This window comes from Pseudomonas sp. Pseusp11 (assembly GCF_047304405.1).
Lineage (GTDB): Bacteria > Pseudomonadota > Gammaproteobacteria > Pseudomonadales > Pseudomonadaceae > Aquipseudomonas.
Genome location: NZ_JBGLZF010000021.1, coordinates 20,970 through 35,347 on the forward strand (window position 1 = coordinate 20,970; position 14,378 = coordinate 35,347).

13 protein-coding genes are annotated in these 14,378 nt (G+C 57.8%); 4 read left to right on the forward strand and 9 right to left on the reverse strand.

Annotation, left to right across the window (positions count from 1 at the left end; all coding sequences use genetic code 11):
* Nucleotides 1–12 precede the first annotated feature (12 nt).
* Nucleotides 13–1,296 (forward strand): Zn-dependent hydrolase, encoded by a 1,284-nt coding sequence (locus tag ACCC96_RS18240; protein WP_413696523.1) that lies wholly within the window; start codon nucleotides 13–15, stop codon nucleotides 1,294–1,296.
* A gap of 21 nt (nucleotides 1,297–1,317) precedes the next feature.
* Here ACCC96_RS18240 and ACCC96_RS18245 read toward each other — a convergent pair whose 3' ends face one another.
* Nucleotides 1,318–1,731, reverse strand: coding sequence for a DUF6691 family protein (locus ACCC96_RS18245; RefSeq protein WP_413696524.1), 414 nt, complete (start codon nucleotides 1,729–1,731; stop codon nucleotides 1,318–1,320).
* Nucleotides 1,732–1,733: 2 nt separating this feature from the next.
* Complete coding sequence (locus tag ACCC96_RS18250; RefSeq protein WP_413696525.1) at nucleotides 1,734–2,168, reverse strand: YeeE/YedE family protein; 435 nt, start codon at nucleotides 2,166–2,168, stop codon at nucleotides 1,734–1,736.
* A gap of 168 nt (nucleotides 2,169–2,336) precedes the next feature.
* Between ACCC96_RS18250 and ACCC96_RS18255 the strand changes: the two genes are divergently transcribed.
* Nucleotides 2,337–3,833, forward strand: coding sequence for a PAS domain S-box protein (locus ACCC96_RS18255; RefSeq protein ID WP_413696526.1), 1,497 nt, complete (start codon nucleotides 2,337–2,339; stop codon nucleotides 3,831–3,833).
* Nucleotides 3,834–4,026: 193 nt separating this feature from the next.
* Nucleotides 4,027–4,275: a DUF1652 domain-containing protein gene (locus ACCC96_RS18260; protein ID WP_413696527.1), complete on the forward strand. Its 249-nt coding sequence runs from the start codon at nucleotides 4,027–4,029 to the stop codon at nucleotides 4,273–4,275.
* A gap of 547 nt (nucleotides 4,276–4,822) precedes the next feature.
* On the opposite strand, the gene ACCC96_RS18265 is transcribed toward ACCC96_RS18260, so the two are convergent.
* The 3 genes from ACCC96_RS18265 to ACCC96_RS18275 all read right to left on the reverse strand — a co-directional run bounded on the left by ACCC96_RS18265 (nucleotide 4,823) and on the right by ACCC96_RS18275 (nucleotide 8,050).
* Nucleotides 4,823–5,938 carry a Gfo/Idh/MocA family protein gene (locus tag ACCC96_RS18265; protein WP_413696528.1) on the reverse strand — a complete coding sequence of 372 codons (1,116 nt, stop codon included), beginning with the start codon at nucleotides 5,936–5,938 and terminating at the stop codon, nucleotides 4,823–4,825.
* Nucleotides 5,939–6,189: 251 nt separating this feature from the next.
* Nucleotides 6,190–6,957 carry an SDR family oxidoreductase gene (locus tag ACCC96_RS18270; RefSeq protein WP_018929676.1) on the reverse strand — a complete coding sequence of 256 codons (768 nt, stop codon included), beginning with the start codon at nucleotides 6,955–6,957 and terminating at the stop codon, nucleotides 6,190–6,192.
* Nucleotides 6,958–6,982: 25 nt separating this feature from the next.
* Nucleotides 6,983–8,050 carry a phosphotransferase family protein gene (locus tag ACCC96_RS18275; RefSeq protein ID WP_413696529.1) on the reverse strand — a complete coding sequence of 356 codons (1,068 nt, stop codon included), beginning with the start codon at nucleotides 8,048–8,050 and terminating at the stop codon, nucleotides 6,983–6,985.
* A 188-nt stretch (nucleotides 8,051–8,238) separates the two neighbouring features.
* Between ACCC96_RS18275 and ACCC96_RS18280 the strand changes: the two genes are divergently transcribed.
* Nucleotides 8,239–8,634, forward strand: a complete 396-nt coding sequence (locus ACCC96_RS18280) for a DUF4280 domain-containing protein (RefSeq protein ID WP_018929674.1) — start codon at nucleotides 8,239–8,241, stop codon at nucleotides 8,632–8,634.
* 183 nt (nucleotides 8,635–8,817) lie between these two features.
* Here ACCC96_RS18280 and ACCC96_RS18285 read toward each other — a convergent pair whose 3' ends face one another.
* The 4 genes from ACCC96_RS18285 to ACCC96_RS18300 all read right to left on the reverse strand — a co-directional run bounded on the left by ACCC96_RS18285 (nucleotide 8,818) and on the right by ACCC96_RS18300 (nucleotide 14,349).
* On the reverse strand, nucleotides 8,818–9,360 hold the full coding sequence (locus ACCC96_RS18285) for a toxin-antitoxin system YwqK family antitoxin (protein WP_019648916.1): 543 nt from the start codon (nucleotides 9,358–9,360) through the stop codon (nucleotides 8,818–8,820).
* 12 nt (nucleotides 9,361–9,372) lie between these two features.
* Nucleotides 9,373–11,382 carry a type VI secretion system tip protein TssI/VgrG gene (gene tssI / locus ACCC96_RS18290; RefSeq protein ID WP_413696530.1) on the reverse strand — a complete coding sequence of 670 codons (2,010 nt, stop codon included), beginning with the start codon at nucleotides 11,380–11,382 and terminating at the stop codon, nucleotides 9,373–9,375.
* A 152-nt stretch (nucleotides 11,383–11,534) separates the two neighbouring features.
* The gene (locus ACCC96_RS18295; protein WP_413696531.1) at nucleotides 11,535–13,265 is read right to left on the reverse strand and encodes a hypothetical protein; all 1,731 of its coding nucleotides are present in this window, start codon (nucleotides 13,263–13,265) and stop codon (nucleotides 11,535–11,537) included.
* 148 nt (nucleotides 13,266–13,413) lie between these two features.
* Nucleotides 13,414–14,349, reverse strand: coding sequence for a hypothetical protein (locus tag ACCC96_RS18300; RefSeq protein WP_258668710.1), 936 nt, complete (start codon nucleotides 14,347–14,349; stop codon nucleotides 13,414–13,416).
* Nucleotides 14,350–14,378: the final 29 nt, after the last annotated feature.

A 14,378-nucleotide genomic window follows, 5' to 3' on the forward strand; every position in this document is an offset into this window, starting at 1 on the left:
GAGGAGATCACCATGAACGCTGCCGTAGACGTTCTGCAATCCACCCATCAGCACATCAACCGCGACCGTTTGTGGCAGTCGCTCATGGAGCTGGCCAAGCTCGGTGCGACGGTCAAGGGCGGTGTCTGCCGGCTGGCCCTGACCGACCTCGACCGCCAGGCGCGCGATATCTTCGTGAAGTGGTGCGAGGAGGCCGGTTGCACGGTCAGCATCGACGCCGTCGGCAACATCTTCGCCCGTCGTCCGGGGCGCAATCCGAACCTGCCACCGGTAATGACCGGCAGCCACATCGACACTCAGCCCACCGGCGGCAAGTTCGACGGCTGCTTCGGCGTGCTGGCCGGGGTCGAAGTCTTGCGCACCCTCAACGACCTCGGCGTGGAAACCGAAGCGCCGCTGGAAGTGGTGGTCTGGACCAACGAGGAAGGCTCACGCTTCGCCCCGTGCATGATGGGCTCCGGCGTGTTTGCGGAAAAATTCACCCTCGAGGAAACCCTGGCCAAGGTCGATGCCGAGGGCGTGACCGTCGGCGAAGCCCTGAATGCCATTGGCTACGCCGGGCCGCGCAAGGTCAGCGGTCATGCTGTGGGTGCGTACTTCGAGGCGCACATTGAGCAAGGGCCGATTCTTGAGGACGAACACAAAACCATCGGCGTGGTGATGGGCGCGCTGGGCCAGAAATGGTTCGACCTGAAACTGCGCGGTGTCGAAGCCCACGCCGGCCCGACGCCAATGCACTTGCGCAAGGACGCGCTGGTCGGCGCCGCGGTGATCGTCGGCGCAGTCAATCGCGCAGCCCTCGGTCATCAACCCCACGCCTGCGGCACTGTCGGCTGCCTGCAAGCCTATCCCGGCTCGCGCAACGTGATTCCCGGCGAAGTGCGCATGACCCTGGACTTCCGTCATCTGGAACCGGCGCGACTCGACTCAATGATCGCCGAAGTCCGCGAGGTCATTGAAACCACTTGCGAGCAACACGGCCTGACCTTCGAACTGACACCCACCGCCGACTTCCCGCCGCTGTATTTCGACAAGGGTTGCGTCGAAGCGGTACGCGGTGCGGCTCAAGGGCTCGGTCTGTCGCACATGGACATCGTCAGCGGGGCAGGGCACGACGCAATCTTCCTCGCCGAACTCGGCCCGGCCGGGATGATCTTCGTGCCTTGTGAAGGTGGTATCAGCCATAACGAAATCGAAAACGCCGCGCCGGATGATCTGGCCGCCGGGTGCGCCGTGTTGTTGCGGGCGATGCTGGCGGCGTCGCAGGCGATTGCCAGTGGTAAGCAGGCGGCTTGACCACTGGCCTGGCGGGGATGCTCAACGGCGGGTTTGCAGCGCTTTGAACATCAGCATCCCCGCCAGCATGGCGATGGCGAACACCCAGGCCTGCCAGTGCCCAGTCGGCAACAACACCAGTGCCGGGCCGGGGCAGATGCCGGCAATACCCCAACCGATGCCGAAGAGCAGGCTGCCACCGATCAGGCGTCGGTCCAGCTCACGGCTGACCGGCAATTGCATAGGCGCACCCAGCAAGGATGTCGATTGTTTCATGGCCCAGTGAAACGGCCCCCAAGCCACGGCAATGGCGCCGATCATGACCAGCGCCAGTGACGGATCCCACAGGCCGGCAATGTCCAGAAAACCCAGCACTTTGGCCGGGTTTGCCATGCCGGCCAGCAACAGGCCGATGCCGAACAGCAGGCCGGCGAGGAAAGCGGTCAGTTTGCGCATGTTCAATACCCCAGCAGATGACGCAGGACGAACACGGTCACGAAGCCTGTGAACATGAAACTCAATGTCGCGGCAATGGAGCGTGGTGACAGGCGCGAGATACCGCACACGCCGTGGCCACTGGTGCAGCCGGAGCCATAACGAGTGCCGATGCCGACGCACAATCCGGCGATGATCAGCCCCACCGTACCGGTTTTGAATTCGATGGCCGGCCACACATGAAACAGCGCCCACACCAACGGTGCCGCCAACAGTCCGAGCAGGAACAGGGCTTTTTCACCTCGTCCTGAATCATTACGTTCAAGCAGGCTGCCCAACAGCCCGCTGATCCCGGCAACTCGCCCGTTGGCCACCACCATTACGCTTGCGGCGAGGCCAATCAGCGCTCCTCCCGCGAGGGCAGACCAGGGGGTGAAGTGAAGAGAATCAAACACCATGGCAACTCTCCGTATAGACAAAAAGCGGCACTAAACCACTCTTTCCGTATTGAGCATAGGGCTACTTTGGGAGGCCGCGGGTGCCGGGCTTTGCACTATCACAAACGCCTGCGGTCGTAATCTTCACTGGGCAGCGCGCAAAAGTGCCGCCGCAATTGTGGAGTTCCAATGAGCCAGGACGTCCTGAGCACTGAAACCAATCGCCGTCAGTTGCAGCAAATCATCGCTGGCCTGTCCGATGGGGTGATTCTGCTGGAGCTCGACCAGACCATTCTCTGGGCCAATGACGCCGCACTGGCCATGCACGGTGTCAGCGAGATTGGCGAGTTGGGGGCCAATGCCGGGGAGTACGCCAAGCGTTTTGCCTTGCGTTATCGCAACAATCATCCGGTAGCGATCGAGAACTATCCGATCAGCCGCGTGGCCCATGGCGAGACGTTCAGCGATGTGATGGTGGAGGTGACGCAACTGGGAAATGAAGAGCGCACCTGGGTTCACAGCGTGCGCAGCATGGTGCTGGCAGATCGCGCCGGTGAGCCGGAATCGTTGGTGCTGATCATGAACGACGTCACCGAGTGGGCCAGCGCCGAGCAGCGTTTCGAAAAGACCTTCAACGCCAACCCGGCCCCGGCGGTGATCTGTCGCCTCAGTGACTTGCGCTACATCAAAGTCAATTCCGGCTTCCTGGAAATGACCGGTTATACCCGCGATCAAGTAATCGGCACTTCGACCTATGAACTGGATGTGCTGGATCGCGCCGAGAATATGGACCTGGCCAAGCAGCGTTTGCGTGACGGGGCCACGATTCCGCAGATGCAGGCCGAGTTGCAATTGCCCGACGGTGGCAGCAAGCAGGTGATTGTTGCCGGGCAACCGCTTGAGCTTAACGACGAAGCTTGCATGTTGTTTTCCTTCGTCGACATGGAGCTTCGGCACAAGGCCGAAATTGCTCTGCGCCAGAGCGAGGAACGGTTCGCCAAAGCGTTTCGCCTCACTCCGGTGCCAATCCTGGTGTGCCGCGCCGCCGACCAAGTGGTGATGGACGTCAACGAAGCCTTCCTCGAGTCCCTCGCATTTCCCAATGATGAAGTGCTCGGCAAGACCGTGGCGCAACTCGGTTTCATCGATGATGCGGGCGCTCGCGCGCGACTGTTTGCAGCCCTGGAGAAAACCGGGAGCGTGGATCGTATCGATGTCAGGGTGCGCCGGAAGGATGCCGGGCTGATTGATTGTGCGGTCTCGGCGGACACCGTGAACATTCAGGACGGCATTTGCTACTTGCTGGTGTTGATGGACATCACCGAGCGCAAACGCACTGAGTTGGAGTTGGTGTCGGCGATCGAAGAGGTGATGAAAGATGCGTCCTGGTTCAGCCGTACGCTGATCGAAAAACTGGCCAATGTGAAAAACGTCAATTCGCCGCAGTTGCCCAGTGTGTCGTTCACCGACCTGACCACCCGGGAGCGCGATGTGCTCGGCCTGATCTGTGAAGGCCTGGCCGACAAGGAGATCGCCGCGCGCCTGAAACTCGCGCCCAATACAGTGCGCAATCATGTGTCGACGGTGTATTCCAAACTCGATGTGCATAGCCGTAGCGAGGCGATTGTCTGGGCTCGCGAGCGAGGTCTGTTCTCCGGCGTGAAGCGGATCAAGGGGCAACGTTAAGGTGCAAATGCACTAGTGCGGGTGGTGCAATTTCATGTATTGATCAGATGGGGCTTTTTCTAGGCTGTCGGGGTGCGAGACGTGGCTTGGGCCCGGTATCGCGTCCTCTTCGATGCAGCTAAAGGAACAGCCACATGGGTGCGAACAGAACAAACATATGGTCGATTTTGCTCCGTCGCCAAGGTGAATCGGGATGATTTATCTGGCGCAATTGCGTACTCAACTGGAGCTTGGTTTTTCGCCGTTGGCCTGTGAATGTACGCTCACGGGGGATAATTCGTTGACGGTGAAGCTTTATCATCCGACGACGGGGCAGGTGGATCTGGTGGTCAGCGGTTTGAACGTGGCAACGCTCAAGACACCTGAGGCAGTGGCGGCTTTGGTTGATGAGTTGCGGTATGAGCTTGAGAGCAGTGGACTGCATCGGTCCGGTGCTTTGTAAGGCCGCCTAAGGGCAAGATCAAAAGATCGCAGCCTTCGGCAGCTCCTACGGGGGGATGCAGTTCAAATAATGTGGGAGCGAGCGCCCGGGATTTTTGACAGGGCGCATATCCATTCCTGCGGTGACGGCCGCTGTTTTTCTGGCATTGGTGAGTGGCTGGGCTATAAGGAATGCGAGGGTATTTCTTTTCTGTGACAGGGCCGCGGGTTCGCGGGATGGTTTTCGAGTCGCGGAAAATGTCGATTACTTACCGCGGGTCAGCCTATGAACAATTTTGGGAAATGTGCTTTTTCACCACTGTCGCTCGCACTCTGCGTGGCGATTCTGGGTGGTTGCGCCAGTCCGCCGCCTCCACCCCCGGCCGCACCGCCACCGACACCGGTTCGTACCTGTTCGACCACCGAAAGTACCGATGTGCAGGGTGATATGAGGGCTGAAGGGCAGGTGACCCGAACCACGACCCTGACCCGTTGCGTCACTCAGTAAACCGGGTCTGGTGTACCGCCAGTAGCACGTGCAACTGGCGGTGTATGACCTGAGCGTCGGTTCAGACTTCCTCGATCCTGACCCACCGCGACTCCCGTGCCGCCAGACGAATCGCCGTCGCCAGGCGTTCGACTTCCCACGCCTTCTCGAAATCGGTCCCGTCCTGGCCGAGACCGGCCAGCGCCATCACCAACTCATGCACTTCAAGGGTCTTGAGTTCGTTGTAACCCAACTGGTGCCCCGGCGCCGGGCTGAAGGCGGCGTAACCCGGCAAATCCGGCCCCGCCAGCAGCCGTTGGAAACCGCCTTGCCCGGCACGATACAGCCGCAGTTCATTCAAGCGTTCCTGATCGAACGCCAGGGTGCCTTGGGTGCCGCTGATTTCAAAACTCAGGTGATTCTTATAACCGTGTTTGAGCCAACTGCTGCTGAACGTCCCTCGCGCGCCATTGGCGAACCGCAGCAACGCGTGGACCTGATCGTCGACCGCGACCTCGCGTCGTTCCTGACCACCCGCCGTCACGGGGCGCTGCGCATGCACGGTCTGGGTATCCGCGCACACCGCCTCGACGTCGCCCAGCAGATGACGGGCCATGGCCAGCAAGTGACTGCCCAGGTCCGCCAGGGCGCCGCCGGCGTAATTGGCGTCGCAGCGCCAGGACCAGGGTGAAACGGGATCGGCCATGAAGTCTTCGCTGAACTCGCCCTGGAAACTGATGACCTGCCCCAGCGCGCCGTTTTGAATCAAATCCCGAGCCAGGCCGATGATCGGGTTGTGCTGATAGTTGTAACCCACCCGCGTCACCACGCCTGCGGCTTTGGCTGCAAGGCGCATGGTACTGGCCTGCTCGAGGCTCACCGCCAGCGGCTTTTCGCAGTACACCGGTTTACCGGCGGCGATGGCAGCCATGGCCATGGGGTAGTGCAGATGATTGGGGGTGGTGATGGCGATCAGGTTGACCTTGGGGTCATCGATCAGCTGTTGCCAGTCGTTGTGAGCAGCATCGAAGCCCCAGGCGTCGGCGCAGTGGCGGGCGCGCTGCGGGTCGGCGTCGGCAAGGGCGGCAAGTTTGAGCTTCAGCGGCAATTCAAAAACAGCGCTGACATTGCGAAAGGCCAGGGCGTGGGCGCGGCCCATGAAACCTGTGCCGATGAGTCCGATACCGAGTTCGCGCATAGCCGGGGTCCTTTGGATTTTTATTTTCAGGAGGGCTATTTATGGAATAAAAATTCTCAAAATGCAAATGGTGGAATAAATATTCTTGTATTGGGGCCGATACGTCCTGCGGAAACGCCGATCCCACCGTAGGAGCTGCCGAAGGCTGCGATCTGATCGTTCCCACGCAGAGCGTGGGAACGATCAGTGGTGAGTACTGAAAACTAAAAAGGCAGCTCTGAGGCTGCCTTTTGTGTATCTGGTGAACCGAATCAGGACAGGAACCCGCCATCCACATTCAGCGAAACCCCGGTCGTATAGCTGGAAGCATCACTCGCCAGGTACAACACCGCACCGGCCATTTCACTCGGATCCGCCACGCGCTTGAGTGGAATCTGCTGCAATGCGGTGTTCAAAATTGCCTCGTTCTTCACCAGCGCCGATGCAAACTTGGTGTCGGTCAAACCCGGCAGCAAGGCGTTGCAGCGAATGCCGAACTGCGCGCATTCCTTGGCGAACACTTTGGTCATGTTGATCACCGCTGCCTTGGTCACCGAGTAGATGCCCTGGAAGATCCCCGGCGAGATGCCGTTGATCGAGGCGACGTTGATGATGCTGCCGCCGCCGTGTTCGCGCATCAGCTTGCCGGCTTCCACCGACATGAAGAAGTAGCCGCGAATGTTCACGTCGACGGTTTTCTGGAAGGCGCTGAGGTCGGTGTCCAGCACGTTGCAGAACTGCGGGTTGGTCGCGGCATTGTTGACCAGGATATCCAGGCGCCCGAATTGTTCGCGGATGGCGGCGAATACCTGGGTGATCTGTTCCATTTCACCAATGTGGCAGGCAATGGCGGTGGCCTTGCCGCCAGCGGCGATGATCGCGTCGGCGACGTGCTGGCAGCCGTCGAGCTTGCGGCTCGACACGATCACGTGGGCACCTTGCTGCGCCAGCAGTTTGGCGATGGCTTCACCGATGCCGCGACTGGCACCTGAGACGAAAGCGATCTTGCCGTCGAGGTCGAACAACTGAGTCTTGGACATGATTTTTCCTTGTTATGGGGCCTGATCAGAGGCTGGATTTCTGAATGACCTGCAAGCTCATCTGCTCCAGCAGTTTGTTCATGTGAATGAACTGTGCGAAGCGTTTGTCCTGGGTCTGACCATGGAAGAAGCGGTAGTAGATCTGCTGCACGATGCCGGCCAGACGGAACAGGCCATAGGTGTAGTAGAAGTCGAAATTGTCGATCTGGATGCCGGCGCGCTCGGCGTAGTAATCGACGAATTCGCGGCGGGTCAGCATGCCAGGGGCGTGGCTTGGCTGGCGGCGCATCAGTTGCACCGGTGCCGGGTCGTCGGCTTCGATCCAGTAGGCGAGGGTGTTGCCCAGGTCCATCAGCGGGTCACCGAGGGTGGTCAGCTCCCAATCCAGCACACCGATGATCTGCATCGGGTTGTTCGGATCGAGGATCACGTTGTCGAAGCGGTAATCGTTGTGGACGATGCTCGACGTCGGGTGATCGGCTGGCATCTTGTCGTTGAGCCAGGCCTTTACTGCTTCCCACTTCGGCGCGTCAGGGGTCAGGGCCTTTTCGTAGCGCTCGCTCCAGCCTTTGATTTGCCGCGCGACATAACCTTCGGGCTTGCCGAGATCACCCAGGCCATAAGCCCTGTAGTCGACTCGGTGCAATTCGACGAACTTGTCGATGAAGCTCTTGCACAGGGTTTCGGTCTTCGCTGAATCAAGACCCAGTTCCGGTGGCAGTTCGGAGCGCAGGATGATGCCCTTTACCCGTTCCATCACATAGAACTCGGCGCCGATCACCGATTCGTCAGTGCAGTGCACATAGGCTTTGGGGCAGTAGGGAAAACCGTCCCGCAGTTGATTGAGGATGCGAAATTCGCGGCCCATGTCGTGGGCGGACTTGGCTTTGTGGCCGAACGGCGGCCGACGCAGGACGAATTCCTGTTCGGGGTATTCCAGCAGGTAAGTCAGGTTCGACGCACCGCCCGGAAACTGGCTGATCACAGGCAAGCCACTCAGGCCCGGAATGTGCGCCTTGAGGTACGGATCGATCAGGCTGGCATCGAGTTCTTCGCCAGAGCGGATACGGGTGGACTGGTCAGTAAGCGCCATGCTTATCCCTTCTGCTTATTTTGGAGGCCAGACATCATTGGCTAATCTAATGGCGCGCTGGGGGGGCCACAAGCGCGGCACGGTCTTATAGGTTAGCGTGTTGCCGGATAATCAGCGTTCCTGATGTGCGCGAACAGGCGCGGCGGACTATGGTTCAGGGAGCGTCGCTTCCAGGAAGGAGATTCGACATGGGCTGTCCGCAAGTTTGCGCCACCGCGACCCTGCAATGCAGTTTCGGCGCGGCGCCGGCGGTACTCAACGTGCTGCCAGTGAACCGCACAATGACCGGGGGCATGCCGGCGGCGAACATCATGGACCACATTCCGTTGGTGAACGTCATGCCGTTCGGCACGTGCATGAGCATGGCCAACCCGATGGTCGCGGCCGCCACCGCCGCGGCACTTGGCGTGCTGACGCCGATGCCGTGCATCCCGGCCACCGCCACCCCGTGGATCCCCGGCGGCGCGCCGACCCTGCTGCTGGGCGGCATGCCGGCCATCGATGCCAACAGCACCTTGATGTGCAACTGGGCCGGAGTGATCAAAATCGTGATGCCGGGGCAGATGCAGATGCTGATTCCCTGATCCCACAATCTTTGTAACAGCTGGCGAAGCCTGCGTTCGGCCGTAGCTGCTGTCGAGCTTGCGAGGCTGCGAAGCAGTCGTAAAACCTGAGACTGCGGTACATCAGGCAGACTGCGTCAGCCGGACTTGCGACTGCTTCGCAGCCGAACGCGGCCTCGCGCTGCTCGGCAGCTGCTACAGAGCTCAGGCTTGCTCGGGATCGCTCCAGCGCCTGAACCACCAGCGCACTCGTGAGATCGGCTTGCCGTCGGCGTCCAATGGTCGTCCGTCGCTGGCGAAGCCCTGTTCCGGTTCCAGCAATTGACCGTTGAGATACCGGGCTTCGACGGCCGGCTTGCCGTTCGGATGAAAGCGTTGATAGCGCCCGTCGCGCACGCCGTCGCGGTAAAACTCGACCTCCGCCAGTTGCCCATCGGGAAAGTAATTGAACGCCTCGCCATGCAGCAGCCCCCGGTGGTAAGTCGCCTTGCGCTGCAGACTGCCTTCGGGGGCATAGAAACTGGCAACCCCCTGCAGCTTGTCACGCACAAACGGCAACTGCGCCGAGACCTTGCCATTGGGGTGGTAGAGCAGGGTGGTGCCTTGCAGCTCGCCCCGGTTGTAGTGCAAATCAGCCTGCGCGCGCCCGTCATCCTTGATGTGCAGCGCACCGTCGAGCTGGCCATCGAGCAGGCGCCCTTTGAGCTGTTTATCGTTCTGTTGCAAATCCAGCGGCGTGATGGCCATGGGTTCTCCTTGTCAGTTGACCTGCACCAGACCCCCCTTGATGGTCAGCATGCCGCCGCCATCCACGGTCTGCGAAGCGGCGCCCTTGTTGGTCAGGCTGATCCCGGCATCGTTGGTCATGGTCGTGCCGGCCTTGTTTTCCAGTGAGGTACCAGCCTGATTGCTCAGAGAGGTCCCGGCCTTCTGACTGATGGAAGTACTGGCCTCGGCCGCCAGATCGGCGCCGCTCTTGATCGAAAAACTGCCGCCGCTTTGCAGGGTCAGGCTGCCAGTCACTTTGATGGTCAGGTTACCGTCCACCGTCAGGCTGTAATCACCGGTGACCTTGTGCGTGTAATTGCCACCGGTGCTGTGAGTCTGGTCAGCGCCCACGGTTACCGTGCGACTGTCCTTCACATCGAGCGCGTCGCTGCCGGTCTGGATGGTCACGCTGCGTTTGCCTTTCTCCAGCGTCACGGTCTCGTCGCCTTCTTTCACCGTGCGCGTGCGGGCGTTCTGCACGGTCAGGGTTTCATCGTGGCCGACCGTGGCGGTGCTGTCGTTGAGCACGTTGATCTTCAGGTCTTTCTGCGCCTGCAAAAACACCTCTTCGGCGTCTTTCTTGTCCTCGAAGCGCAACTCGTTGAAACCGCCGCCGCCCTTGGACGATTGGGTCTTGATTCCCGACTGGGTCTGATTCGCCGGCAGCGCATAGGGCAGCGCGTTGTCACCGTTGTAGACGCAGCCGGTTACCAGCGGTCGATCCGGATCGCCATCGATAAAGGTCACGATCACTTCCTGGCCGATGCGCGGCACGAACTGCATGCCGAAGCCCTTGCCGCTCCAGGGCAGCACCACCCGGACCCAACAGGAGCTGGTTTCGTCGTTCTTGCCGTCGCGGTCCCAAGGGAACTGCAGCTTGATCCGGCCGTATTCGTCGGTCCAGATTTCTTCGCCCGACTTGCCGACGACAATTGCCGTTTGCGGGTGCATGCGCGGTTTGGGGGTGATGCGTTCCGGGCGGTACGGCGTGGCCTTGGGGATTGCCTCGAAGCGATTGCGATAGCTGTCGTGACTGGCGTCATGTGTCACCGCCGTCACTACCCAATCGATGTTCAACGTTGAATCATCGTGCCCGGCGAGGGTGAACCAGTGCCCCGGCACGAGCCAGCGGCAGTCGCTCTCACCGACAAAACGCTTCTCCTGACTGCGCAAGCCGTCGACCCGCTGCTTGGTCAACTCATCACCCCGAGCCTTGGCGTTGTAGCCGCCCGGATGCTCGTACATCGAACGCGGCCCGGCCACCGCTTCGGCCTGGCCGTAAAGCGATGTGGTCGGCGTGGTGAACTCGTAATCCGTCGCCCGGTACACTCCGGCCACCGCCTGCACGCAGACCTGCCCGGAACGAATACCGTGTAGCTCACGTTCGCCCAACTGCTGGCCGAGATAGCTCACTTTGGGCCCATTGGGGATCTGCACAAACGCATCGTTACTGTCACCCAGCACCAGCGTGTGCTTGCCGTCCTCATGGGTGAAAAACCAGAAAATCCCTTCTTCCTCCAGCAACCGCGAGACGAACGCGAAATCGGTTTCGCCGTACTGCACGCAGTATTCGCGCGGGGTGTAGCTGCCGCTGAGTGAGAGCTTGAAGTCGGTAAAGGCGTGGGCCTTGAAAATCGTGGTGACGATGTCCGAAGTGCTGAGGTTCTGGAACACACGGTTGTTACTGGCGAGGGTCAGCCACCAGAGCCATGGCCTTAAAACAAGCTGATAGCGTTCGGCGGTGGCATCGGCGGGCAATTGACGGATTTCGGCGACCAGCGCGTCCAACGGGCGAGTCAGGGCGTCGTTGTGCAGGGTGGCGGTGACGTGGGTGGCGACGGCGGTGGTCAGGGAGAGAGTTGCGCCGTCGTTGAGGCCGTTCAGTGTCTGCCGGCCCAATCGGTTGAGCGCTTCCTCGCCCGAAATGGATTCAGGGTAAAGCGCCGCCAAGGACGCAGCGATGAGCGACAGGCTGGTGTTGGTATCAATCGAGCGGGCCATGGAGCACCTTTGTCATCAGTAACATAGAATCAGCCGCCTCATGCAGCCAGCCTATAACGGACCTGAGTAAAGTGGCTGCATAAGCTTTTCGCTATTTCGATATTTTTTATAGATATTGATCTGTCCTGGATTCGTCTTCATCTTTTACTCCGTCAGCACTCTATCCCGTTAACTTTCCAGTATTGTTTCCACTCTTCGGGTGTGGTGATGTATTCGATGCATATCTCCAGGTATTTGTCAGGTCCCCACAGTTTGTCGTACACCAGGCGGGTGGCACCGTAATTGATGTGCGGATTTAGTTTTATCAGCGCTTGAGTGAAGCGTTCGGCAGTTGAGATGACGAAGTGGACTTGGGGGTCGCTTAAACCCAGAACGTTTCCGGGTCGTGTTCGTAAGTGCACGATCAGCGCCACCGCAAAGTTTGCAGAAAATGGCGAAAGGTCCGTGGATTGAGCGATATAGGCTGCCAGTTGTGTACGGTTGCTGGTGTTGAAGTTTATATCCCATTCAAAATCTATATCATGCAGGCGATCATGCCCGGCGTCTGGATTCGGTGAGCCTTTGGGGAGTACGCCAGCACTGGTTGTGAAGTCGGGTGTTGAATGCATGACGAGACGTCTTTGCGAGGAAACCGTGACAGGCATATATTCATTGAGTGCCTCAATACTTGCCATAACCATGGCGATTCCTTCTGTGGGTCTGGCAGCAGCAGGAAGTGTGTTGCTGATATCTTTATAGCTGGCCAGCTTGATGCTTCTGGTATTGTTTTCAATAAGTCTTTGCGGGTCACCTTGCAACCATAGTGTGTCCTTGCCGAACCCGGCTTCACTGCTCATTGCCGAGCCGACGATAATGAGAGAACGGTTTTCAGTGCCGATGGCCAGCAATGAGGGCTTTGAACTGATCGCAAAATTTTTGTCGTAAAAGGCAACCAGACTGGAGTGAATGCCAGGGTCTAGAATTGTTTTTATTCCTTTTGTCAGGTGGTCTGCTCCTAGTGCATAGACGAATAGGTCGACAAGTTGTACTACGGATTGTCCATGTTTGTTTTTAAGTGTCAGTTTCAGTTTGCCTGTCTCTGGATCGCGCACAACTTTCGTAAGTTTTAAAACGTCCCTGACTTTCTCGAAGTCTTTTTCTATCGCGCTGTTTCTGTTGCCGGCGGGAAAGGCTTCGCTAAAACGAGCTTCAGCGTCCCATGGATTCTCGCCGCTTCCGGGACGAGTGAACCATAAAAGAACTTGCATTTTTCTCATGGCGGCCAACTCTACCACCCATGATGCTGTCGCCGAACCACCGTAAACGGCAACAGTCGCATCAGCGATATTTGAGTCGTCAGGCATTGTCCAGTCCGGATCCATGAATTCATTGCCCCCGACTATCGAGCCCTTGAATGCCTCGACATTGACCTCGGAGGGCTTGCCGTCCTCTTCCATCAATGCGCGCGGGGTGCCAGGGCCCATTGCGATAATTACCTGGTCACAGGTAATTCGCCCACCCACGCGGCCGTCCAGTTTCAGTGAGTAAGCAGCCCCGGCTTTACTTATGTTGGTGACATAAGAGAAGGGGATCTGGACATGGCAATGTTGGTTTAGATAGTACTTTATAACGGTCGAGAATAGACCCGCCTTCATGAAGTCGGCTCCCGGAACCGGCTGATTGGAAAAACCACGGTCTTCGCGACCAGTACCTAAAAGGTTACCCGTTAGTAATTGCTGTGGTTGTCCCATGGCATGGTGTGGTGACATTTTTTGCCACAGATCGGGGCCGCCCAGTAAATGGATATCCCCCAGCGTTTTGTTGATGGACTTTAAGTACTGTTGGATTGAGATGAGATAGGCTGCCGCCGAAATACCTGTTCCAATGACAATTGTACTGGGCATGATTCACATCCTTGATATTGTTATGGGCGCTCGGGTTGGTTCGCCTTTTGGGTCTGTGCTTTGGAAAGGGGACAGGTTTATTTTTAGTGTCGCCTAATTAAGCTGTGGTTTTAAAAATAAATAAGTCCCGTTTATACTTGGTTGTTCGTCATGGTTCACCTTGTTTGGTGTTGTCTTTTATTTTGGCTATGGCGCTTTCTTCTCCATTAGAAGACTTGATAAGGGTTTTGTTGTTAAGGGCATAGTAAGTATTGTTGTATTCAAGGCTACCAAACAGGTTGTTGGGTATGACAAAATTGCTGGAGCCCTCGAAATATAGCGGAGTGGGGGCGGCATTCGTTCGGGCAGACGGAAACTTAATCGCAAGTGAGTTGCTCAGTAGCGTATTGCCAATGGGTTGAGAAAGATCGTAAGTAGGGCCTGAGAGAAAAAAATCCAATAATTCGTTCGGTTCATTGGCGTCGGGCAGATTGGGGATGTTGAAGTCCTTATAAAGATAGAGAAGCTCTTTCATGTGTTCTTTGTATATTTCCTGCATGGCTCGTCGGGTGGAAGGGTCTGCTGTGTTGATGTAATTGATTGGGCGGGTGACTTCTTGTTCCAGGATGTACCTGTCTTCCATAAGATTTTCCATGTCGAAGTACTCGCGCAATTTTCTTTTGTCTCCGCTCAAGAGTGCTTTATAAGTTTCGTTATCCCGGTAATACGCACGTTCTGCAGCCAGGCTGGCAAAAAGATTGTTGTTTCCTTTTGTAGCGACGTAAGTGCCAGGTTGGGGGTTAGGTAAAGAGATTTTTGAGTCGGTAAGTAATTGCTGTATGGGTGGGAATGAGTTTGGGGAGTTCCCGTTATATCGGTAAGGCTTCAGGCTGTTGTCAAATACAGTTACCTTGCTTTTATCGGGCTTTCCGAAAGTGTCGACATGGCGTCTTTCTATAATTCTGGCAACCTTTACCCCAGAGGCTAGCCTCTGTACCGGCAACACTCCCTGATGTTGCAGTGTCGTTGAGACTATGCTTGCTCTGATCGGGCTATAGATGGCCATTAATTCCTGCGGGTCCACACGAGTGGTTAGTCGTCTCACGAGGATCTCCTTTGATTACTGGAAGTGCT

Excerpts from the sequence above, each read along its gene's own strand:
- ACCC96_RS18270 (WP_018929676.1), bottom strand. The coding sequence starts at position 6,957 with ATGTCCAAGACTCAGTTGTTCGACCTCGACGGCAAGATCGCTTTCGTC.
- ACCC96_RS18265 (WP_413696528.1), bottom strand. The coding sequence starts at position 5,938 with ATGCGCGAACTCGGTATCGGACTCATCGGCACAGGTTTCATGGGCCGC.
- ACCC96_RS18285 (WP_019648916.1), bottom strand. The coding sequence starts at position 9,360 with ATGGCCATCACGCCGCTGGATTTGCAACAGAACGATAAACAGCTCAAA.
- ACCC96_RS18295 (WP_413696531.1), bottom strand. The coding sequence starts at position 13,265 with ATGCCCAGTACAATTGTCATTGGAACAGGTATTTCGGCGGCAGCCTAT.
- ACCC96_RS18260 (WP_413696527.1), top strand. The coding sequence starts at position 4,027 with ATGATTTATCTGGCGCAATTGCGTACTCAACTGGAGCTTGGTTTTTCG.
- ACCC96_RS18280 (WP_018929674.1), top strand. The coding sequence starts at position 8,239 with ATGGGCTGTCCGCAAGTTTGCGCCACCGCGACCCTGCAATGCAGTTTC.
- ACCC96_RS18250 (WP_413696525.1), bottom strand. The coding sequence starts at position 2,168 with ATGGTGTTTGATTCTCTTCACTTCACCCCCTGGTCTGCCCTCGCGGGA.
- tssI (WP_413696530.1), bottom strand. The coding sequence starts at position 11,382 with ATGGCCCGCTCGATTGATACCAACACCAGCCTGTCGCTCATCGCTGCG.
- ACCC96_RS18245 (WP_413696524.1), bottom strand. The coding sequence starts at position 1,731 with ATGCGCAAACTGACCGCTTTCCTCGCCGGCCTGCTGTTCGGCATCGGC.
- ACCC96_RS18240 (WP_413696523.1), top strand. The coding sequence starts at position 13 with ATGAACGCTGCCGTAGACGTTCTGCAATCCACCCATCAGCACATCAAC.
- ACCC96_RS18275 (WP_413696529.1), bottom strand. The coding sequence starts at position 8,050 with ATGGCGCTTACTGACCAGTCCACCCGTATCCGCTCTGGCGAAGAACTC.
- ACCC96_RS18255 (WP_413696526.1), top strand. The coding sequence starts at position 2,337 with ATGAGCCAGGACGTCCTGAGCACTGAAACCAATCGCCGTCAGTTGCAG.